Raw genomic sequence first — 20,874 nt, 5'->3', positions numbered from 1 at the left:
GGCCCCGTGCCGGAGCGCCGGTGCCGCGCGACCGGTCCCGTCAGCCCCGTTCGCAGACGAAGACCGCCGTGCCGGGGATCAGGTTTCCGCGCAGGGGGGACCAGCCGCCCCACTCCTGGTGGTTCCAGGCCGGCCACTCCGGTTCGACGAGGTCGACCAGCCGGAAGCCGCCGGCCACCACGTCCCGCACCCGGTCGCCGAGCGTCCGGTGGTGCTCGACGTACACGGCCTCGCCCCGCTCGTCCTGCTCGACATAGGGAGTGCGGTCGAAGTAGGAGGCCGCGACCGACAGGCCCTCGGGCCCCGGCTCGTCCGGGAACGCCCAGCGCACCGGATGCGTCACCGAGAAGACCCAGCGGCCCCCGGGACGCAGCACCCGGTGCACCTCGCGGAACACCTGCACGGGGTCGGCGACGAACGGCACCGCGCCGTAGGCGGAGCACGCCAGATCGAAGGAGCCGTCCCGGAACGGCAGCACCCCGGCGTCCGCCTCGACCAGCCGGACCGCCGGCGCGTCGCCGCCGCCGATCCGCAACGCGTGCTGCAACTGCCGGTGCGAGAGGTCCAGCGCCACCGGCCGGGCCCCCTGCGCGGCGAGCCAGCGCGAGCACTGCGCGGCGCCCGCGCCGATCTCCAGGACGTCCAGGCCGCGCAGCGACCCGGCGGGGCCCAGCAGACCGGCCTCCGCCTCGTCGAGCCCTTCCGGCCCCCAGACGAAGCGGTCGTCGCCGAGGAAGGCGCCGTGGTCGCTCTGGTACTCGTCGGCGTTCCGGTCCCACCAGCCGCGACTGGCCCGGCTGCTCTCGGCCTCCGACGCGCCGCGGCGGGTCGCTTCGGGTTCGGCCGGGTAGATCTCTTGGCTCATCGTGTCCGTCGTTGTAGTTTGCCTTCACCCCGCCGCACGCGGTACGTACCTGGGGGTACCTGTGAGTACGGCTCCCGTGCCCGTGGGTTTGTCTCCTGGGGCCGATCTGGCCTCGGGGAACACGAGTTGTGCCGGATATGAGCCGTTGCGCCCCCGGTGTGCGCCTTCGCGCATTGACCGTGCCCGGCTGCCCCCGTATGCTACAAGTTGCGCTGCGAGCCTGCGCGCCTCAGACCTAGCAGGCCGCGCTCGCATCTGTTGTATGTCCCCTCGGTTCACGAGGCGCCTCCCGTCCGGCGGGTTCGGTGCTTCCCGAGCTGTCCGGCTTCTGCAGAGGTGATACGGGCTCCCGGCGTAGCAGTACCTACGACTCACTGTCCGTACCGGAGCCCTTTCCCACATGACGAGCAGCACCGAGACCACCGCCACCACCCCGCAGGTAGCGGTCAACGACATCGGTAACGAGGAAGCCTTCCTCGCCGCGATCGACGAGACGATCAAGTACTTCAACGACGGCGACATCGTCGACGGCGTCATCGTGAAGGTCGACCGGGACGAGGTCCTGCTCGACATCGGTTACAAGACCGAAGGCGTCATCCCCTCCCGCGAGCTTTCGATCAAGCACGACGTCGACCCGAACGAGGTCGTCAAGGTCGGCGACGAGATCGAGGCCCTGGTTCTCCAGAAGGAGGACAAGGAAGGCCGCCTCATCCTGTCCAAGAAGCGCGCTCAGTACGAGCGTGCCTGGGGCACGATCGAGAAGATCAAGGAAGAGGACGGCATCGTCACCGGTACCGTCATCGAGGTCGTCAAGGGTGGTCTCATCCTCGACATCGGCCTCCGTGGCTTCCTGCCGGCCTCCCTCGTCGAGATGCGCCGTGTCCGCGACCTCCAGCCCTACGTGGGCAAGGAGCTCGAGGCCAAGATCATCGAGCTGGACAAGAACCGCAACAACGTGGTCCTGTCCCGCCGTGCCTGGCTGGAGCAGACCCAGTCCGAGGTTCGCCAGACGTTCCTCACGACCCTGCAGAAGGGCCAGGTCCGCTCCGGCGTCGTCTCCTCGATCGTCAACTTCGGTGCGTTCGTGGACCTCGGCGGCGTCGACGGTCTCGTGCACGTCTCCGAGCTGTCCTGGAAGCACATCGACCACCCCTCCGAGGTTGTCGAGGTCGGCCAGGAAGTCACCGTCGAGGTTCTCGACGTCGACATGGACCGCGAGCGCGTCTCCCTGTCGCTCAAGGCGACGCAGGAAGACCCGTGGCAGCAGTTCGCCCGTACGCACCAGATCGGGCAGGTCGTTCCCGGTAAGGTCACCAAGCTCGTTCCGTTCGGTGCGTTCGTGCGCGTCGACGAGGGCATCGAGGGCCTGGTCCACATCTCCGAGCTGGCCGAGCGCCACGTGGAGATCCCGGAGCAGGTCGTCCAGGTCAACGACGAGATCTTCGTCAAGGTCATCGACATCGACCTTGAGCGTCGTCGCATCAGCCTCTCGCTGAAGCAGGCCAACGAGTCCTTCGGTGCCGACCCGGCGTCGGTCGAGTTCGACCCGACCCTGTACGGCATGGCCGCGTCCTACGACGACCAGGGCAACTACATCTACCCCGAGGGCTTCGACCCCGAGACCAACGACTGGCTCGAGGGCTACGAGACCCAGCGCGAGGCGTGGGAGACGCAGTACGCCGAGGCGCAGCAGCGCTTCGAGCAGCACCAGGCCCAGGTCATCAAGTCCCGCGAGGCCGACGAGGCCGCTGCTGCCGAGGGCGCTGCCGCCCCGGCCGGTGGCGCCCCGGCTGCCTCCGGCGGCAGCGGTGGCGGCTCGTACTCCTCGGAGTCCGCGGACAACTCCGGCGCCCTGGCGTCGGACGAGGCCCTGGCTGCCCTGCGCGAGAAGCTGGCGGGCGGCCAGAGCTGACGCTCTGCACCCCCTCCGGCCGGTGATCGACCGCAGTAGCTGAAAAGTGAGGCCCGCTCCCTTAGGGGAGCGGGCCTCACTCGTTTCCACGACCGTCCACGCCCGCCGTTACGGCGTGACGGTGATGTTGGTCAGTCCCTTGCCGCCGGTCACCGTGTTGCTGCTGTGCACGGTCGTCGGGCAGTCGGTGCCGTAGTTGGTGACGTTGACGGCGAGCTGCTTGTCGCCCTTGGCGCCGGTCAGGTCCGAGGTGTTGCCGCGGAAGACGGTGCCGCAGCCCCAGCCGCTCTGCTGGGTGTGGGTCTCGTAGCCGTTGTTGCTCGTACGGGAGCCCTTGTTGCCCTCGACCAGGACGTCATTGCCCTTCACGTCGACCCAGGAGTCGTCGTAGTTGGCTCCGGTCAGCCCGCTGCCGTCGAAGGTGTTGCCGATGATCCTCGCCCCGGTGGTGCCTTCCTTGATGTCGACGTTCTCGCCGCCGACCCCCGGGCCGATCGTGTTCCGCAGGATCTGGACCCCGTCGCTCCGGTCGGAGAGATCGCCGGCCGTGCCGACGTAGACGCCCTCGCCCATGCCCCGGCCGTCGTGCCCGGTGTCGTAGATCCGCGAGTCCTTGATGACGCCGTTCCTGCTGGACCTGCGGAAGTGGACGCCCTCCATGTCCAGGTCGTGCACGGTCACCGAATCGATGACGACGCCGGTGGCGGTGTCGGCCATGATGCCCTTCTGGCCGCCGGTGACGGTGATGCCCTTGACGGTCCAGTAGGAGGCGCCGTCGATGTGCAGTCCGTAGCCCCCGCCGGCCGTGAGGACCGCCCCGGCCGAGCCGGTGAGGGTGATCCGGGCGGAGGCGGTGCCGGGGACGGTCGCCTTGAAGTTGCCGGTGTACGTGCCGTCGGCGAGCCGGATGGTGTCGCCCGGGGCCGCGGCGGTGAGGGCGGACTTGAGCTGCGCGGCGGTGCTCACGTCGATGACCGTTGCCGCGCCGGCCGTGGTGGCGGAGGCGAGGGCGAGTCCGCCGGTGGCGAGCGCGGTCGCCAGCAGGGCCGGGAGCGGAGTGCGGGTGCGCATGGGGGGTGCCTTCCCGTCGAAGGGGTTCGAGGTTCTCGTACATGAATGTGGGGCGAGTCTCTGAACGCTCTGCCCAGTGACGGTAGGGACGGGGTGCGGCCCTGTCAATGTCTGGACCAATGCCTCGGGAGGGCGGACCGGTGAACCGGGTGAACCGGGGAACGCCTGTGTGGTGCACGGGAAACTGACGGTCCGTTGCCCTCCGTGCGCGGCCCCGGGGTCCGGCCCGCTGTCATGAACTCGGCGTCCCCGGCGCTGTGTTCACCGACGTGAACGTCAACGCCGCTGTCCCGGACGGGAGGGCGTACGCCCGCCACCGGCTCCCGCCCTGCGGGCGGCCCCGGGGTTCTCGCACCGGATCCGGCATGAACCGGCGGGTGAAAGGGCACAGTCCGGGAATGCATGTGCCCCGCCGGGCGTTCTTCTCCAGGAACACGAGGAGGAGCGGTAACCGTGCCTGATCCGCAGAGTTTGTACGAATGGGAGCCGAAGGGCCTGGCCGTCGTCGACATGGCGCTCGCCCAGGAGTCGGCCGGCCTGGTCATGCTCTACCACTTCGACGGATACATCGACGCGGGCGAGACCGGCGAGCAGATCGTGGACGGTCTGCTCGAAACGCTGCCGCACCAGGTCGTGGCCAGCTTCGACCACGACCGTCTGGTCGACTACCGCGCCCGCCGCCCGCTGCTCACCTTCCGGCGCGACCGCTGGGCCGCCTACGAGACCCCGACGCTCGACGTCAGGGTCGTGCAGGACGCCACCGGGGCGCCGTTCCTGCTGCTGTCCGGGCCCGAGCCCGACGTGGAGTGGGAGCGCTTCGCCGCCGCCGTCGAGCAGATCGTCGAGCGCCTCGGCGTCCGCCTCGCGGTGAACTTCCACGGCATCCCGATGGGCGTCCCGCACACCCGCCCCGTCGGCATCACCCCGCACGGCAACCGCACGGACCTCATGCCCGGCCACCGCAGCCCGTTCGACGAGGCGCAGGTGCCCGGCTCCGCCGAGGCCCTGGTGGAGTACCGGCTGATGGAGGCCGGACACGACGTCCTCGGCGTGGCCGCCCACGTCCCGCACTACGTCGCGCGCTCCGCGTACCCGGACGCCGCGCTCACCGCGCTGGAGTCGATCACGGCCGCGACCGGACTGGTCCTGCCGAGCCTCGCCCATGCGCTGCGCACCGAGGCGCACCGCACCCAGACCGAGATCGACCGGCAGATCGACCAGGGCGACGAGGAGCTCGTCTCGCTCGTCGAGGGCCTTGAGCACCAGTACGACGCGGTCGCCGGATCCGAGACCCGGGGCAACCTGGTGGCCGAGCCCGTGGACCTGCCGTCCGCCGACGAGATCGGCCTCGAATTCGAGCGGTTCCTCGCGGAGCGCGAGGGGGACGTCTGACCATCCCCGCCGGTCACCCCCGCGTACTAGGCTGCCGGGCATGCTGAAAGTGGGCCTGACCGGTGGGATCGGCGCCGGCAAGAGTGAAGTGTCACGACTGCTCGTCGGATACGGGGCCGTGCTGATCGACGCGGACCGGATCGCCCGGGAGGTCGTCGAGCCGGGGACACCGGGGCTCGCGGCCGTCGTCGACGCGTTCGGCGCGGGCATCCTCACCACCGACGGCACACTGGACCGGCCGAAGCTCGGTTCGATCGTCTTCTCCGACGCCGACCGGCTCGCCACCCTCAACGCGATCGTGCACCCCCTGGTCGGCGCCCGCTCCGCCGAGCTGGAACGGGTCGCGGGCCCCGACTCGGTCGTCGTCCACGACGTCCCCCTCCTCACCGAGAACGGCCTGGCGCCGCTCTATGACCTGGTGGTCGTCGTGGACGCGAGCCCCGGGACCCAGCTCGACCGGCTCGTACGGCTGCGCGGCATGACCGAGCCCGAGGCCCGCGCCCGGATGGCCGCCCAGGCCACCCGCGAGCAGCGCAGGGCCGTGGCCGACCTGATCATCGACAACGACGGACCGCTGGAGAACCTGGAACCGCAGGTCCGCAAGGTCTGGTCGGAGCTGGCCGGGCGGGCCGCCGCGGCCGGCTGACCCCGGCACCGGCCGGGACCGGAATACCGGACCTCGGCCGGACGTTGAGGAGCCGGTGGTGGGTCGAGCACCCGGCGACGAACGGAAGGACGAGACCGTGCCCGAGAGGACCCCGGAGACCGACGTCATCGACTTCCGCGCGGCCGAACACCTGCTGGCCGCGCGCGACCCCCGGGGCGCGGTGAAACTGCTGGATTCGGTGATCGCGGCCCATCCGGAGAACACCGCGGCCCGGCTGCTGCGCGCCCGCGCGTTCTTCGCCGCCGCTCAGCTGCGTCCCGCCGAGCTCGAATTCGAACTCGTCCTGGAGCGCGAACCGGACAACGCCTTCGCGCACTTCGCGCTGGCCCGCACCTTCGAGCGCTCCGGCCGCACGGACCGGGCCGCCCGCCACTTCCGGCTGGCGGCCGCGCTCGACCCGAACCCGGAGTATCTGAAGGCCGCCCGCTTCCCGACCCAGGACTGACGCCCGGCCCAGGACCGACGCCCGGCTCCGGACTGGCACCCGGCGCCGGGTCGCGCCCCCGGGGGCGCTTCAGTGCCCGTACCTGCCGCGACCGCCGTGGTCGGGTTCGTACGGCGGGACATCGCGGCCGGGCTGGTAGTGCGGGCCCTGGTGGATGTGGTGGACGATCACCGTCAGATCCACCAGGACCAGCAGGAGCAGCAGGCCGCAGGCGGCGGCCCAGCCCGGCCGGTCGGTCAGTGTGAAGGCGGCCAGGCCGAAGACGGCCCAGGCCAGCCCCCATAGACTCAGCCAGAGCCGCAGCCGCAGTGGACTGCGGGCAGTCGTCGGTTCATTGCCGGTACGCATGGCGATCGCCTCTTCTACCAGCATGGACCCGCGACGGCGTTTGTGGGACATGTGACGTCGGACTGAGGAGATCGTGCGTGAATGGCACAGCGTGGGAGGGCCGCACCGGCCGCAGGTCGAGGGTCCGGGGCTGTCTGCTGGGCGGGGCGATCGGGGACGCCCTGGGGAACCCGGTGGAGTTCCTGTCCCTGGCCGGTATCCGCCGGGCACACGGTGCGCACGGCGTACAGGGGCTTCTCCCGGACGAGGAAGGGGTCGCCGGCCGGGTCACGGACGACACACAGATGACCCTGTTCACGGCCGAGGGGCTGATCAGGGCCCATGCCCGGGCGGCGTCGAAGGGGATCGGCGGTGCCGAGACCGCGCTCGTACGGAACGCCTACCTCCGCTGGCTGGACACCCAGAACCACCCCGCGCCGCCCTTCGCGGGCGGTGACAACCCGATACGGACCGGCTGGCTCCGGCAGCAGCCCTGGCTCTACGCCCGCCGGGCCCCCGGCAACGCCTGCCTGACCGGGCTCGCCACCGGCCACCTCCCCGAACCGACACGCCGGCTCGGGGAGCCCGGACCCGTCAACACCGGGTCCAAGGGATGCGGCACGGTGATGCGGTCCGCCCCCTTCGGCCTGCTGGGCCAGGACCCCGAGTCGGGCTTCCGGCTCGCGTACTGGTGCGCGCAGCTCACCCACGGCCATCCGACCGGCGCGTACGCGGCCGGGGCCCTCGCCGCGATCGTCGTACACCTCCTGGAGGGCGACTCGACGGCCGGCGCCGTGCTGAGGGCGATGGAGCTGCTGCGCCACCACCCCGGGCACGAGGAGACCACGGCGGCGCTGCGGGCCGCCGTGGAGCTGGCCGCGGAGGGTGCGCCGACCGGCGAGAAGGTGGAGACGCTGGGGGCGGGCTGGGTCGCCGAGGAGGCCCTCGCCATCGCCGTGTACTGCGCCCTGGTGCTGCCCGGCGCCGACCAGGTGGCCCCGGCCCTGCTGCTCTCGGTCAACCACTCGGGCGACAGCGACTCCACGGGGGCGATCTGCGGCAACCTGCTCGGCGCACGCCACGGGGACGTACACCTTCCGCCGTCCTGGCTGGTGTCGATCGAGGGCCGCGCGGTGATCACCGAGGTGGCCGACGATCTCTGCCTGGAGGCCGAGCACGCGGTCGCCTGGCCGGACGGGCGATACCCGGCGTGCTGACGGGCGGTGGGACCACCGGCCGTCGGCACGCCGGACCCTGACGACACGTCAGTCGGTCAGCAGCCTGGCGCGCAGGGCGGCCACCGTCGCGTCGTCGACCTTCAGACCCTCGCGCACGTAGGTGTCGAAGTCGCCGTAGATGTGGTTCACCTCGTCGAACGCCGCGCGCAGCCAGCTCAGTTCGACGGCCTTCGGGTTGCCCAGGTAGTCGTTGCTGGCGAGGAAGTCCGCCTCGACGGTCTCGCGCGGGACGCCGAGCAGGGTGAGCAGCACGGCCGTGCTCCAGCCGGTGCGGTCCTTGCCCGAGCTGCAGTGGAAGACCGTCGCGCCGGAGTCGTTCGTCGCGACGGCCGTGAGCAGGTCGCGGAAGGCGTAGTCGGCGCCCACGAAGTTGACCATGAACGGGTAGCCGATGGACTGGCCGAGGTCGGACGAGCCGGAGAACAGCCCCGCGGCTATGGCCTCGGCCAGGGTCATCAGCGCCGAGTCGTGGAAGCGGATGCCGTGGCTGAGCGACACCACGTCGGCGACCTGGTACTTCACACCGGCGGGCACCCGGTCCGGGTCGTCGTGCCGCTCCACCGCGTTGCGCAGGTCCACATCGAGGGTGAGCCGCTGGGAGACCAGGCGCTGCTGCTCGGCGTCGGTGAGCTTGTTGATCTTGTTGGAGCGGTAGACCAGCCCCGGGCGGACCCAGCGGCCGTCGGTGGTGCGGTAGCCGCCGATGTCCCGGAAGTTGCGGGCGGACTCGATCCCGAGCGAGCGTTCGGCGACGACCAGCGGGGAGCCGCTGTCCGGCACCAGCCGGAAGTACCAGCGCCCGGCCTCGGCGAGGGTTCCGGCGGGGACGGTCAGCGAACCGGTGCCGGGGGCGGTGCCCACCGGGGTGCCGGTGGTCGCGTCGGGGGAGGTGACGGCGGTGACGGTCACCGAACCGGCGGCGGAGGACCAGGAGAGCGTGTAGCCGCCGTCGGCGGCGCGCTTGGCGGTGGCCGCGGTGAACGGCACCGCGGCGGCCCGGGTGCCGGCCTCGGCGCTCGCCGCGGGTGCGCCGGCGGGCGTGGCGGCGAGGGCCGGCGGTACGAGGACCGTACCGGCGAGCAGGGCGGCCGCGACGGCTGCCTGGATGATGCGGTGCGTGCGCATGGTGCTCCTTGTCTGCATCCCTGTCAGGGGGGTGGGGGGTGTCAGGAGGCGGGGACGGCGGTGCACGGCGTGGTGCCGCAGACATTGATGACACGGCCGGTGGTCAGGAAGGTGGCCTTCTGCTGACGCGCGGCCGACGAGTTGCGGGGGTCCGAGTGCGGGTCGTGGCCGTACTGCGGCCCGGTGGGCGGGGTGTTGGTGAGCGGCGGGGTGGGAGTACCGCTGTCCCACACCGTCATCGCGGAGCCCCGGTAGGGCAGTTGGGCCCGGGGGACGGTACCGATGCCCCAGTACGGGACGGTGTCCGGGCTGCGGCCCGGTGCCAGTGCGGGGGCGATCAGCCGGGCGCCGAGGGTGCGCGCCTCCACGTCGGCCGCCGCGTTCGCGACCTGGTGGTCCCCGTACGCGATGTGCATCAGCACCTGATGACGGTCGGTGAGGTGGCTCGCGTACCCGTTGGTCTCACCGCGGTCCCACACCATCTGCAACAGCTGGAGGACGATCTGCTGGCGCAGCTTGTCCGGGTAGGAGGTGTCCAGGACCTGCTGGAACGGGGCGAAGTCGGCGCTGCGGTTGAGAAGCAGGCCGTAGTTCATGCCGGTGACGCCGAGGACCCCGCGCCGGATGTCGGGCGAGGCGGCCACCAGCGCGCCGCCGAGGATTCCGCCCTGGCTGTTCCCGTCGTAGCCGATGCCGTGCCGGGTGTCGACGAGCGGCCGGCCGGCCGCGTCGCGGAAGGCCGGGTCGCTGCTCAGCCCGCCGGCGTGGATCAGGGCGCGGGCGAGGAAGAGGGCGTTCAGCATGCCCTGTTCGCTGCGCTCGGGGACGGCGGGAAAGAGGTTCGGGTCGGCGAGCGCGCCGAGCACCACGGGGATGTCCTCCTCGGCCATCCCGATCCAGTCCGTCGCGCAGAACGTGAAGTTGTGCTCCGCCGCCATCGCCTTGACATTGCCGGCGCCGACCTCGGAACGGCGGCCGAGGAGGCCGTGACCGTAGAGGGCGGGGTGCGAGGCGGTACGGAAGGCGGAGCGCGGAATCTCGCAGCGGAACGTGGCGGGCGGGGTGTCGAGCGGGAGCCGCCGGGGCAGGCCGTCGCGACCGCGGCGCAGTACGGAGCCGGGCGGGCCGCCGGGCAGGTTCAGATAGCTGGGCACGTCGATCCGGCCGGTCACCTCGCGGGCGATCCGGGGGTCCTGCTCGGCCGTGAAGTCGGTGACCTGGGTGACGGCGAACCCGGGGGAGCGGCCGCCGAGCCGGCGGAACGCGTCGTCGCGGATGGTGAAGAGGTCACCGGTGAGACCGCGGGTGCTCGCGACGGTGAAGTCCCAGGCCAGATACAGCCCTTCGGACCGCACCCCGGCCCTGTGCAGCGCCTTGAGGGCCGGGTGGAGCCGGCGCTGCCGGGCGTGCAGCGGATGCCCGCCGGGCAGTGGCCTCCCGATGACGGCGGCGAACGGACCGGCGGCCGCGATGGTGCGCCCCGCCCCGTCCTTGAGGTTCCGCAGGGCGACGGCGTAGTGGTGGCCTTCGCGGAAGTTGCGCGCGGGATGGATCAGCAGGGCCCGTCGTGCGGGGTCGGTGGCGTTGGCGTCCGGCTCCGCCCAGTACGGCCACCGCTCGCCGGTCCGGGTGTCCAGCAGTACGACCGGGGCGTCCGGGGCCAGGGAGCGGCCGATGTCGGTGATCGGGGCCGCACCGGTCGCCGCCGGGTCGAGCCCGGGGACGTGCGCGATCAGCGTCGAGCCGGGGGAGAAGCCGTCGGACCGGTTCCAGGCCGTCGGGTCGATGGGCAGGCCGGCCGCGGCGCGCGGCAGGACGCCGGCGCCGAAGGCCACCCGGCGGCCGGTGTCGGTGGCCGGGTCGGGCCGGGTGTACCAGTCGTTCGGGAACGGCAGCAGGCACTCGACGGGTGCCAGCGGGTCGCAGCCCGGCCCGGACGGCCCGGCGGCGTGGGCCGGCCGGGCGTCCGGGGCGAGCAGGGCGGCGGCGCCGAGCGCCGCCGCCAGCAGCCCGCGCAGCAGGCGATGGAGCAACTTCGGTCAGCTCCCCTGGAGATGCGCGCCGATGATGGCCGCGTAGTTCTCCTCACCCCTGCGGTTGGGGTGCAGCGGGGCGGCTGCCGCGGTCGGCACGTAGCCCTCGACCCACTTGTCCGACGGGGCCTGGCAGGAGTCGTGGCCCTTGCTGGGCGTGGCCAGGTCGATGTACTCGGCCCCGTGCGCGGCGCTCTGCTCGGCGATCGCCGAGTTCATCCGGTCGACGCTGCCCTGCAGGAAGTCCGCGTCCACCGGCAGCACCGGCTGCAGCGGCCAGCAGCCGCCGGGCTTGATGTACAGCCCGTACCCCGTGACGATCACCCGGGCCTGCGGGGAACGCTGGTGGATCGAGTCCAGTACGACGCCCAGCTTCGGCGCGAACTCCGCGATGCGCTGTCCCACCTGGTCCACGCCGCCCTCGTTGTACTTCTCCTTGCACGGGGTGGCGTTCGGGTCGAGGGTGGTGCACTTCTGCGCGATGCCGACCAGCCCGGCGTCGTTGCCGCCGATGGTCAGCGTCACCAGGTCGGTGTCCGGGCGCAGCGCGTCGAACTGGGGCGGCGCCGAGCCCATCGGGATGTCGAGCAGCGACAGCGACTGCTTCTCCGTCATGTGCTTGGAGGCGGCGCCGCTGCATGTGACGTCGGTCAGCGAGGCGCCGAGGCGATCGGCCAGTTCGTGCGCGTAGTTGTGCGTCGAACGTCCGCAGGGCAGCGGCCCCGTGATGTCGGGGATGAGCGGCCCCGAGGCCATGGAGTCGCCGAGCGCGACATAGGATGTGGCGCCGTCCGTACCGGCGGCGGATGCCGGTACCGCACCGGTCCCCACGGCCAGACCGGCCAGGGCGAGCGCGCCCATGACGGTCCTGGCGGAACGACAGATGCCCTTTTTCTGCGGCATGTTCACGAAATCCTCCGACGGTGGGGGGCGGGAACGTGGCATGGCGTGTGACGCCGGTCATCATGCAGACTCAACTGCCGTCGTTTAACTGGTGGGTAACGCAGACTTCTGCGGGGGAACTTGTGACGCGTGACAATCGGCCGCTCGTCATCACGGGCGGACACGGCGTCCCGGGCGGGCCGGGGGGCCGGCCGCTGTCCATCGCCGGACGTCCGGTGGCCGCGCAGCTGCGTGCCCGGGTTCCGGCCCTGACCGGCCGTGTCGTGGCCCGGCTGCTGGCCGATCTGCCGGTCTACGCGGATCTGCCGCACGAGGAGATCTCCGGCGACATAGCCGACATCGTCCAGCACAATCTGCGGCTCTTCGCCGACGTCGTCGAGCACCGCCGCCCCGCCACGGACGCCGAACTCGCCCAGCAGCGCGACTCGGCGGCCCAGCGCGCCGAGGAGGGCGTGCCGCTGGACGCGATCCTCACCGCCTACCAGGTCGGCACCGCGATGTGCTGGCAGGAGGCCGCGAAGGGGGCGCTGCCCGGCGATCTCGCCACCGTCCTGGAGATCATGGACCGCATCATGGTCCTTCAGCAGCAGCTGACCTCCGCCGTCAGCAGCGCGTACCTGGAGGCCCGGCAGATCCTCGACAGCCAGGACCACGGCGGCCGGCACGCCCTGATGGCCGCCCTGCTGACCGGTGAACCCCTGGACCGTTTCACCCACCGCACCGGACTGCGCCCGGCCGCCCGCTACCTCACGATGACGCTCGCACTCGCCCCGCACCCCGACGAGCTGAACCAGTTACCCGGGCCCGGCGCGGGCGTCGCGGCCCGGCGCAAGATCCGCCGGGTCCGCACCGCCCTGGACCACTTCGCCGGTACGCCGGTGCTCACCGCCCTCGACGCCTCCGGTGGCACGGTGCTGCTGCCCGCCGCCGAGCCGCCGCCGTGGCTCGGGCCGGGCGGTCTGTGTGCGCTGATCGAGGAGGCGACCCGCGCCGCCGGTGTCCCCATCACGGCCGCCGCGGAGACCGCCGAACCGGAGGCGGTGCCGGCCGCGGTGGCCCGTAACGCCGAGATCGTCGATCTGATCACCCGTACGGGCCGGCCGCCCGGCCTGTACCGGCTGGCCGACGTACTGCTCGAATACCAGCTCAGCCGGCCCAGCGAGGCCCTGCAGGGGCTCGCGCAGCTGCTGCGCCCGCTGGAGGCGAAGCCGGAGCTGCTGCGCACCCTGGAGACATACCTCGAACTGGGCCTGGACCGGCGGGCCACCGCGGCCGCCCTGCACATCCACCCCAACACCGTCGACTACCGCATCCGCCGCATCGACCGGCTGACCGGCCTCTCCCCGGCCCGCCCGGCCGACCTCCAGCACATCAGCGCGGCACTGGTGGCCCGTCGCTCGGTGTGAGCCGGCGCGGGGCGAGCCGGCGCGGGACGGTGCGGGGCGGGATGACCGGAACTGCGGTCAACTGCCGTTCGTTCCCACGGGCATGAGCGGACAACTGGTGCGTGAAGGGTATTCGGGGACGGGCCCCGGCGAGATCACACCGGACGGTTGCGCGGTCGAGCTGTACAGACGGCTCGCCGTCGGCGACGAACCGGACGTGATCGCGGCGGCGGTGCCCGCCGGGGCGACCATTCTGGAACTGGGCTGCGGCGCGGGCCGGGTGACACATCCGCTGGTCGGGCGCGGCTTCGAGGTCACCGCCGTGGACGAGTCGGCGCAGATGCTGGAGCAGATCCGGGGCGCCCGCACCGTGCGCAGCCCCATCGAGTCGCTGGACCTCGGCGAGCAGCGGTTCGACGTGGTGATGCTGGCGTCGTTCCTGGTGCACGCGAGCGAGCACCGGGTACGTGACGGGATGCTGCGGACGTGCCGCAAGCACGTCAAGGACGGCGGCGTCGTGCTCATCCAGCGCGAGGGCGCCGACTACCACACCGATCTGCCGCGGGAGAGGACCCATCCGGCCGGATACACCGTACGGATCGTCTCGGCGGAGCCCGTGGGGGACGGGGTGGCCTCGGTGCATGCCGAGTACGTCTTCGACGACGCGCGATGGACCCAGACGTTCCGGTCGCGGGAGCTGTCGAAGGAACAGTTCGAGGGGCACCTGGAGGCGGCGGGCCTGTCCGTCGACCGGTATCTCACGGACGACGGGACATGGGTGCGCGCCGTGCCGGAGCGGCCTCGGAACGGGTGAGGCCCGCGGCCCGTGAGCGTCGGCTTCCGGTACCGCGGACGGCGAGGCGTGGCGGACGGGGCCGGCCGGTCAGTGGACCGTGCTGTAGCTGCGCCACGGCAGGGCGGAGGCCGCGTTGACATCGGTGAACGACTTCGCGAGGTACGTCGTGCCCGGCCCGGTGCAGTTGCGGGTGCGGTACAGAATGATGTCGACCAGGGTGCCGTTGCTCACCACCTTGGCGCCCGAGGGGGCGAGTCGGTGGCAGCCCTTCACGGGCGGGCTGTTCACCGTGATCTCGACATCGCGCTCCGTCGTGTAGGCGATCGGTCCGACCGCGGTCCGGCCGAGGCCGGAACAGCCGGTGACGGTGAGGGTCAGGAGCGCGGTCCCGGCTGCGATGCCGAGACGGCGGCGTCGGTGAGCGATCACGGGCATGGGTGGGGTCCTCGTCTGTCTCGTCCGGCTCGTTGCACCGGCACTGGCGCTGCGTATGCCACGGGGTACGCACGGATGGCCACGCGGCGCGTACCCGCTAGGTGCTGACGCTGGTCACCCTGCCCACTCCCCGGCGCCCCGGCATCCGGTGCGCGGCCGGGCGGGGGACGGGCAGGAGGGCGAGGGCCCGATCCGTGTTCATATCGATTGATATTGGGCATACCGTGGTAATAGCGACTGATTCATGCGGCCCGTGCGACCCGCACGCCCCTGCGCGACCCGTATGTCGCGCACGACTCGCAGGGATCGGGAGTGTCAGGCAGTCCTTCCGGCTTTCAGGGGGCCGTCATGGTCCAGGAGCTCGTGATCGCGATAGTGGCGGCGGCATCGGCGGCCGCGCTGTACACGGCGGCGGCGGCCAAGATCGTCAAGCAGTACGAGCGTGGCGTGGTGCTGCGACTCGGCAGGCTCCGTGACGACGTGCGAGGGCCCGGGTTCACCATGGTGCTCCCCGGCGTCGAGCGGCTGCGCAAGGTCAACATGCAGATCGTGACGATGCCGGTGCCGGCACAGGACGGGATCACCCGGGACAACGTCACGGTCCGGGTGGACGCGGTCATCTACTTCAAGGTCGTCGATGCGGCGAGCGCCGTGATCCAGGTCGAGGACTACCGGTTCGCGGTGTCGCAGATGGCACAGACCTCGCTGCGTTCGATCATCGGAAAGAGCGATCTGGACGATCTGCTGTCCAACCGCGAGAAGCTGAACCAGGGCCTTGAGCTGATGATCGACAGTCCCGCGGTCGGCTGGGGCGTGCAGATCGACCGGGTGGAGATCAAGGACGTATCGCTGCCGGAGACGATGAAGCGTTCCATGGCCCGCCAGGCCGAGGCCGACCGTGAGCGGCGGGCCCGGGTCATCAACGCGGACGCCGAGCTCCAGGCGTCGAAGAAGCTCGCCGAGGCGGCGAAGGAGATGTCCTCCCAGCCGGCCGCGCTCCAGCTGCGCCTGCTGCAGACGGTGGTGGCGGTGGCGGCGGAGAAGAACTCCACTCTGGTGCTGCCGTTCCCGGTGGAGCTGCTCCGCTTCCTGGAGCGGGCACAGCAGCCCGCGCAGCAGCAGCCCGTACAGCAGCCCGTTCAGCCACAGCCCGCGCAGCCGCAGGTGGCACCGCCGCAGGCGGCGTCCTCCGCACCCACCCCCTCACCGCCTCCCGCGCCCGCTGCGCCGAATGCCGTTCCGGCACGGCCCTCGCGTTCGAAGCCGTTGGCCAGGCACTGATCCGGCCCGCCCGCACCAGCCCTGTCCCCACCGTCCCCGCCCCGGTCCGACCCCATGGACCGGGGCGTTTCATGTGGTGCCTGACCTGCTGGAACGTGGGTGGGAGCCTGGTTGTCAGAGCCCCCGCCTAGACTCGCAGGAGTCGATGAAGAGCAAGGTGATCAGCAGGTCCGGGAAGGGCCGAGCGGATCAGGGCGGGAGGGGAGGAGACCGATGAGTACGGCACAGCACCAGCAGGACGCCGCCACCGTCCGTCTTCTGCGCTGTGCCGCCGTGTTCCTGCCCGCGCCACTGCCGAGGGACGGGCGGGTCGCCTTCTGGGACCCCGCGGGCGGCGCCCTCCCGGAGCCGGGCGAGGTCTGCGCGGCACCCGTGGATCCGGAGGGCCCGGCCCCCGGTGCGAGCGCGGCCGAGATCACCGTCGCCCGCCGGCAGGGGCAGGACGACGACGTCCGACGGCGGACGGTGCCCGCGCTGCTGCTGCCCGTCGCCGACGCGCTGCCGCTGCTGGTGCGGGCCAGGCACCAGGACTCCGCCCACCCCGCCGCGCGCTGCTGGGGCGCCGCCGCGCTCCAGGCGCTCAACCTGGCGGCGCGCGGCAGACTGCTCCCCGGTCTGACGGGCGACGACCACGACGCCTGGCGGGCCGGGCCGCGCGACGCCGAGGACATCGCCCATCTCCGGGCGATCGCCGCCGCCATGCCGGCCGAGGGCCACGCGGTCCCGCTGCCGGATCTCACCCCGCTCCGGCTCCCCGACCCCCAGTGGCTGCTGGGCACCTTCCTCGACGCGGTCGCCGACACCCTGCCCCGTACGCCCGCCGCGGCGTACGCGATGGGGGCGCCCTTCGCGTCCCGCGAGGCCCAGCACCTGCCGGGGGCGCGTGACTGGGCCGTCGAGGTCGCGTCCGGGCTGGACGCGGGTGTACGGGTGTCGCTGCGTCTGGACCTGTCGGCGTACGAACTCTTCGACACCGCCGACACGTACGACTCCTCCGACGTGAACGACACCGCCGACACGTACGACTCCTCCGACGTGAACGACGCCTCCGGTACGTACGACTCCTCCGACGCGCACCGCGGCTCGGACGCCGCCCGCCCCGGCGAGGCCACCGCGCACCGCACCGGCGCCGCGCGGCACGCCGCCGCGGCCATCACCCAGGTGCACAGCCTCGCCGACCCGACCTACGTCACCGACGCCGCCGCGCTGTGGAACGGCGTGGCGGGCGAGCCGTTCGGCCCGCGCGCCAGGGTCGACGCCGTGCTCGCCCTGCGCCGCGCCGCCCGCGTCTGGGCACCACTGGAGCGGCTGTTGGACCAGCCGGTGCCCGATGTGCTCGCCCTGGAGGAGGATGAGCTGTACGAGCTGCTCAGCGACGCCGGAGCGCGGCTGGCGGCGGCCGGGGTGAACGTGCACTGGCCCAGGGAGCTCGCCCGTTCGCTCACCGCCTCCGCCGTCGTGCGGCCCGCACCCGGCTCGGCCACCGACGGCACCTCGTTCTTCGACGCCGAGCAGCTCTTCGCCTTCAACTGGCAGCTCTCGCTGGGCGACGAGCGGCTCACCGAGGCGGAGATGGACATCCTCGCGGAGGCCCACCGGCCGGTGGTGCGCCTGCGGGACCAGTGGGTCGTCGTCGACCCCGCGCTCGTACGCAAGGCACGCAAGCGGGAGCTCGGCCTGCTCGATCCGGTCGACGCCCTCTCCGTCGCCCTGACCGGCACCGCCGAGGTCGACGGCGAGCAGGTCGAAGCGGTGCCCGCCGGCGCGCTGGCCGCGCTCCGCGAGCGCATCACCGCCGACCACACCACCATCGACCCACCGCCCGGCCTCGACGCCACCCTCCGCGACTACCAGCTGCGCGGCCTGGCCTGGCTGGACCGGATGACCTCGCTCGGCCTCGGCGGCTGCCTCGCCGACGACATGGGCCTGGGCAAGACGATCACCCTCATCGCACTCCATCTGCACCGCGCCCACCCCGCGCCCACTCTCGTGATCTGCCCCGCCTCCCTCCTGGGCAACTGGCACCGGGAGATCAACCGCTTCGCTCCCGGCGTCCCCGTCCGCCGCTTCCACGGCACCGACCGCACACTCACCGGGTCCGGCGGCGGCTTCGTCCTCACCACGTACGGCACGATGCGCTCCAGCGCCGCACAACTGGCGGGTCACGGCTGGGGCCTGATCGTCGCGGACGAGGCCCAGCACGTGAAGAACCCGCAGTCCTCCACGGCGAAGGCGCTGCGCACCATCCCGGCCCCGGCCCGGGTCGCCCTCACCGGAACCCCGGTGGAGAACAACCTCTCCGAGCTGTGGGCCCTGCTCGACTGGACCACCCCCGGACTGCTCGGCCCCCTCAAGGCGTTCCGGGCCCGGCACGCCCGCATCGTCGAGAACACCGGCACGGCCGCCGGACTCGCCAACGACGAAGCGGTCGAACGGCTCTCCCGGCTGGTCCGGCCCTTCCTCCTGCGCCGCAAGAAGTCCGACCCGGGCATCGCCCCCGAGCTGCCGCCCAAGACGGAGACCGACCACCCCGTCTTCCTCACCCGTGAACAGGTCACGCTCTACGAGGCGGCGGTCCGCGAGACGATGGCGTTCATCGAGGCGTCGGAGGGCATCGCCCGGCGCGGCCTGATCATGAAGCTGCTGGCCTCGCTCAAGCAGATCTGCAACCACCCCGCGCAGTATCTGAAGGAGGAGCCGACCAGGCTCGTCGGCCGGTCCGGGAAGCTGGCCCTGCTCGACGAACTCCTCGACACGATCCTCGCCGAGGACGGCGCCGTCCTCATCTTCACCCAGTACGTGACCATGGCCAGGCTCCTGTCCGCCCACCTCACCTCGCGCGGCGTCCCCTCCCAGCTCCTGCACGGCGGCACACCGGTCGCCGAGCGGGAACGGATGGTGGACCGCTTCCAGTCCGGTGAGGTCCCGGTCTTCCTGCTCTCCCTCAAGGCGGCGGGCACCGGACTCAATCTCACCCGGGCCGCCCACGTCATCCACTACGACCGCTGGTGGAACCCGGCCGTCGAGGAACAGGCCACGGACCGGGCCTACCGCATCGGCCAGACACAGCCCGTGCAGGTGCACCGGCTGATCGCGGAAGGCACCGTCGAGGACCGGATCGGTGAGCTGCTGGAGGCCAAACGGGCGCTGGCCGACACGGTCCTCGGGACCGGCGAGGCCGCACTGACCGAGCTGAGCGACCGCGATCTGGCCGACCTCGTCTCGCTCCGGAGACCGGCATGAGCCCCCGCCCGCGCCCCGGCCACGACCCCCGCCCCGTCGCCCGCCCGCGCCCCGGCCCCGACGATCTGCGGCGCACCTTCGAGGCCGTACCGCCCCGCACCGGCGACGGCGACGAACCCTTCGCGGACAGCTGGTGGGGCCGCGCCTGGGTGACCGCCCTGGAATCCCTCTCGATGGACGAGGCCCGGCTCTCCCGAGGCCGTACGTACGCCGACAGCGGCAAGGTCGCCGCGATCACCGTCACCCCCGGCCGGGTCGTCGCCTACGTCCACGGCAGCCGCCCCCGCCCCTACCGCGGCGAACTGCGGCTGCGGACCCTCGCCGACCCCGACTGGGACACCTTCCTGGACGCGGTCGCGGCCCGGCCCGGACACCTCGCCGCGCTGCTCACCAAGGAGATGCCGCACTCGCTGGCCGACACGGCGGCCGAGGCCGGCATCGCTCTGCTGCCCGGCCCGGGAGATCTCGACCCCGGCTGCTCCTGCCCGGACCACGGCCGGCCCTGCAAGCACGTGGCCGCGCTCTGCTACCAGATGGCCAGGCTCCTGGACACCGACCCGTTCGTCCTGCTGCTGCTGCGCGGCCGGGGCGAACGGGAACTCCTCGAAGAGCTGGGCCGCCGCAACGCCGCCCACTCCGCGCGGGAACGCCCCGCGGCCCCCGCCACCCCCTCCGTGCCGGCCCGCGAGGCCCTCGGCAACCGCTTTCTCCCCCCGCTCCCCGCCCCGCTGCCGGTGTTGCCGCACCCCGCGCAGCCGCCCTCCTACCCGAGCCTGCCCGGCGCACGCGACCCGCTGGCCCTCGACCACCTCGCCACGGACGCGGCGGCCCGCGCACACGCTCTGCTCACCACCGGCCTCGATCCGCTCGCCGGACTCACCCCCTGGCAGGACGCGGTACGACTGGCCGCGTCCCGGCCCACCGCCGGGCTCACCGCCACCACCCGCGCGCTCTACCGCGAGCTGGCGTACGCCACCGGCCGCACCACCACAGATTTGGCCCGCGCGGTCGCGGCCTGGCGCCAGGGCGGCGCCGGAGGGCTGGCCGTCCTCGAAACCCCCTGGGACCCCCCGGCCGGCCCCTTCGACCGGGCCCGCCCCGCACTCGCGGCCGCCGGCTTCCCCCGCTTCCAGCCCCGGCGCAACCACCTCACCCACCCCGGCGGCACGCTTCAGCTCCGCTTCGGCAACGACGGCCGCTGGTACGGCTACGAATCCGAGCCGGGAGAGGACGACTGGTGGCCCCGGGCCACGCCGGACACCGACCCGGTGAGCGCGCTCTTGGAGCTGAGCGGGAGCTGAACAGGCCCTGCGGGCCTCAGAAGTTCTGCAGATAGACGAAGAGAGCGACCAGGAGCACGGCGACGATCGGCAGCATGATCAGCCGCGCTTTGCGGAACGCCTCGTTGTCCTGCTGGGACAGGCCCTGGTCGGCACCGTGCACCGATGCCAGATGCTCCCCGGCCATGTCGACGATCTTCTTCATCGTCAGCAGCGACGGCGACCAGTCGCAGTGGGCGCAGACAAGGAAGTCGCGGTACGGGTCGTACCGGAAGTCCCGCTCGATATTGACGGTGAACTCCTGACCGTCCGGTGTCGAGGCCGTGAAGTGGCGTACTGGCGTGCCCATGTGGATCGTTCCCCGTTCGTGCGTGTGTGCGGTTCCGCACCCGGCCGCGGCACACTACCCGACAAGAGTGTGCCCGCTCCTCCCTTCCGCAGCGGCGGGCGCTCACACACCGGCGCCGGACAAGCCG

At 72.2% G+C, this 20,874-nt stretch carries 18 protein-coding genes; 10 read left to right on the top strand and 8 right to left on the bottom strand.

What is annotated here, in order from left to right; translation table 11 throughout:
• Positions 1-40: 40 nt before the first annotated feature.
• Positions 41-865, bottom strand: a complete 825-nt coding sequence (locus tag ACGF8B_RS13750) for a class I SAM-dependent methyltransferase (protein WP_392737732.1) — start codon at positions 863-865, stop codon at positions 41-43.
• 400 nt (positions 866-1,265) lie between these two features.
• Between ACGF8B_RS13750 and rpsA the strand changes: the two genes are divergently transcribed.
• A complete protein-coding gene (gene rpsA / locus ACGF8B_RS13745) occupies positions 1,266-2,777 on the top strand; it encodes a 30S ribosomal protein S1 (RefSeq protein ID WP_072483117.1) in 1,512 nt (503 codons plus the stop codon).
• 108 nt (positions 2,778-2,885) lie between these two features.
• Here the strand turns inward: rpsA and ACGF8B_RS13740 are convergent, their stop codons facing one another.
• Positions 2,886-3,848, bottom strand: a complete 963-nt coding sequence (locus tag ACGF8B_RS13740) for a right-handed parallel beta-helix repeat-containing protein (RefSeq protein ID WP_392737729.1) — start codon at positions 3,846-3,848, stop codon at positions 2,886-2,888.
• Between the two features lie 453 nt (positions 3,849-4,301).
• On the opposite strand from ACGF8B_RS13740, the gene ACGF8B_RS13735 reads away from it, so the two are divergent.
• The 3 genes from ACGF8B_RS13735 to ACGF8B_RS13725 all read left to right on the top strand — a co-directional run bounded on the left by ACGF8B_RS13735 (position 4,302) and on the right by ACGF8B_RS13725 (position 6,352).
• The gene (locus tag ACGF8B_RS13735; RefSeq protein WP_392737727.1) at positions 4,302-5,240 is read left to right on the top strand and encodes a PAC2 family protein; all 939 of its coding nucleotides are present in this window, start codon (positions 4,302-4,304) and stop codon (positions 5,238-5,240) included.
• A 40-nt stretch (positions 5,241-5,280) separates the two neighbouring features.
• Positions 5,281-5,886: a dephospho-CoA kinase gene (coaE, locus tag ACGF8B_RS13730; protein ID WP_392737725.1), complete on the top strand. Its 606-nt coding sequence runs from the start codon at positions 5,281-5,283 to the stop codon at positions 5,884-5,886.
• Positions 5,887-5,983: 97 nt separating this feature from the next.
• Entirely contained in the window at positions 5,984-6,352 is a 369-nt protein-coding gene (locus ACGF8B_RS13725; protein WP_392738341.1) for a tetratricopeptide repeat protein, read from the top strand.
• Positions 6,353-6,421: 69 nt separating this feature from the next.
• Here ACGF8B_RS13725 and ACGF8B_RS13720 read toward each other — a convergent pair whose 3' ends face one another.
• Positions 6,422-6,700, bottom strand: coding sequence for a DUF6343 family protein (locus tag ACGF8B_RS13720; RefSeq protein ID WP_392737723.1), 279 nt, complete (start codon positions 6,698-6,700; stop codon positions 6,422-6,424).
• Positions 6,701-6,777: 77 nt separating this feature from the next.
• Between ACGF8B_RS13720 and ACGF8B_RS13715 the strand changes: the two genes are divergently transcribed.
• Complete coding sequence (locus ACGF8B_RS13715) at positions 6,778-7,896, top strand: ADP-ribosylglycohydrolase family protein (protein ID WP_392737721.1); 1,119 nt, start codon at positions 6,778-6,780, stop codon at positions 7,894-7,896.
• A gap of 48 nt (positions 7,897-7,944) precedes the next feature.
• Here ACGF8B_RS13715 and ACGF8B_RS13710 read toward each other — a convergent pair whose 3' ends face one another.
• From ACGF8B_RS13710 to ACGF8B_RS13700, 3 genes are read right to left on the bottom strand one after another with little or no spacing between them, the layout of a single operon-like run.
• Positions 7,945-9,042 (bottom strand): tyrosine-protein phosphatase, encoded by a 1,098-nt coding sequence (locus ACGF8B_RS13710; RefSeq protein ID WP_392737719.1) that lies wholly within the window; start codon positions 9,040-9,042, stop codon positions 7,945-7,947.
• A gap of 41 nt (positions 9,043-9,083) precedes the next feature.
• Positions 9,084-11,075 carry a hypothetical protein gene (locus tag ACGF8B_RS13705; RefSeq protein ID WP_392737717.1) on the bottom strand — a complete coding sequence of 664 codons (1,992 nt, stop codon included), beginning with the start codon at positions 11,073-11,075 and terminating at the stop codon, positions 9,084-9,086.
• Positions 11,076-11,081: 6 nt separating this feature from the next.
• Complete coding sequence (locus tag ACGF8B_RS13700; protein ID WP_392737715.1) at positions 11,082-11,978, bottom strand: SGNH/GDSL hydrolase family protein; 897 nt, start codon at positions 11,976-11,978, stop codon at positions 11,082-11,084.
• Positions 11,979-12,172: 194 nt separating this feature from the next.
• Here ACGF8B_RS13700 and ACGF8B_RS13695 point away from each other — a divergent pair, with 194 nt between their 5' ends.
• Positions 12,173-13,384: a PucR family transcriptional regulator gene (locus ACGF8B_RS13695; protein ID WP_392738339.1), complete on the top strand. Its 1,212-nt coding sequence runs from the start codon at positions 12,173-12,175 to the stop codon at positions 13,382-13,384.
• A gap of 82 nt (positions 13,385-13,466) precedes the next feature.
• Positions 13,467-14,177, top strand: a complete 711-nt coding sequence (locus tag ACGF8B_RS13690; protein ID WP_392737713.1) for a class I SAM-dependent methyltransferase — start codon at positions 13,467-13,469, stop codon at positions 14,175-14,177.
• A 69-nt stretch (positions 14,178-14,246) separates the two neighbouring features.
• Here the strand turns inward: ACGF8B_RS13690 and ACGF8B_RS13685 are convergent, their stop codons facing one another.
• Positions 14,247-14,594: a hypothetical protein gene (locus tag ACGF8B_RS13685; protein WP_392737712.1), complete on the bottom strand. Its 348-nt coding sequence runs from the start codon at positions 14,592-14,594 to the stop codon at positions 14,247-14,249.
• A 348-nt stretch (positions 14,595-14,942) separates the two neighbouring features.
• Between ACGF8B_RS13685 and ACGF8B_RS13680 the strand changes: the two genes are divergently transcribed.
• From ACGF8B_RS13680 to ACGF8B_RS13670, 3 genes are all read left to right on the top strand, one after another.
• Positions 14,943-15,875, top strand: a complete 933-nt coding sequence (locus ACGF8B_RS13680; RefSeq protein ID WP_392737710.1) for a slipin family protein — start codon at positions 14,943-14,945, stop codon at positions 15,873-15,875.
• Between the two features lie 213 nt (positions 15,876-16,088).
• Positions 16,089-19,118: a DEAD/DEAH box helicase gene (locus tag ACGF8B_RS13675; RefSeq protein WP_392737707.1), complete on the top strand. Its 3,030-nt coding sequence runs from the start codon at positions 16,089-16,091 to the stop codon at positions 19,116-19,118.
• Complete coding sequence (locus tag ACGF8B_RS13670) at positions 19,115-20,419, top strand: SWIM zinc finger family protein (RefSeq protein ID WP_392737705.1); 1,305 nt, start codon at positions 19,115-19,117, stop codon at positions 20,417-20,419. The genes ACGF8B_RS13675 and ACGF8B_RS13670 overlap by 4 nt, the downstream gene beginning before the upstream one ends.
• Before the next feature lie 16 nt (positions 20,420-20,435).
• On the opposite strand, the gene ACGF8B_RS13665 is transcribed toward ACGF8B_RS13670, so the two are convergent.
• Positions 20,436-20,747, bottom strand: coding sequence for a hypothetical protein (locus ACGF8B_RS13665; RefSeq protein ID WP_392737703.1), 312 nt, complete (start codon positions 20,745-20,747; stop codon positions 20,436-20,438).
• Positions 20,748-20,874: the final 127 nt, after the last annotated feature.

Source organism: Streptomyces sp. NPDC047917 (assembly GCF_043204345.1).
Taxonomy (GTDB): Bacteria; Actinomycetota; Actinomycetes; order Streptomycetales; family Streptomycetaceae; genus Streptomyces; species Streptomyces sanglieri.
The sequence above is the reverse complement of the archived record's forward strand: the minus strand, read 5'-3'. Positions and strand labels throughout refer to the sequence as shown.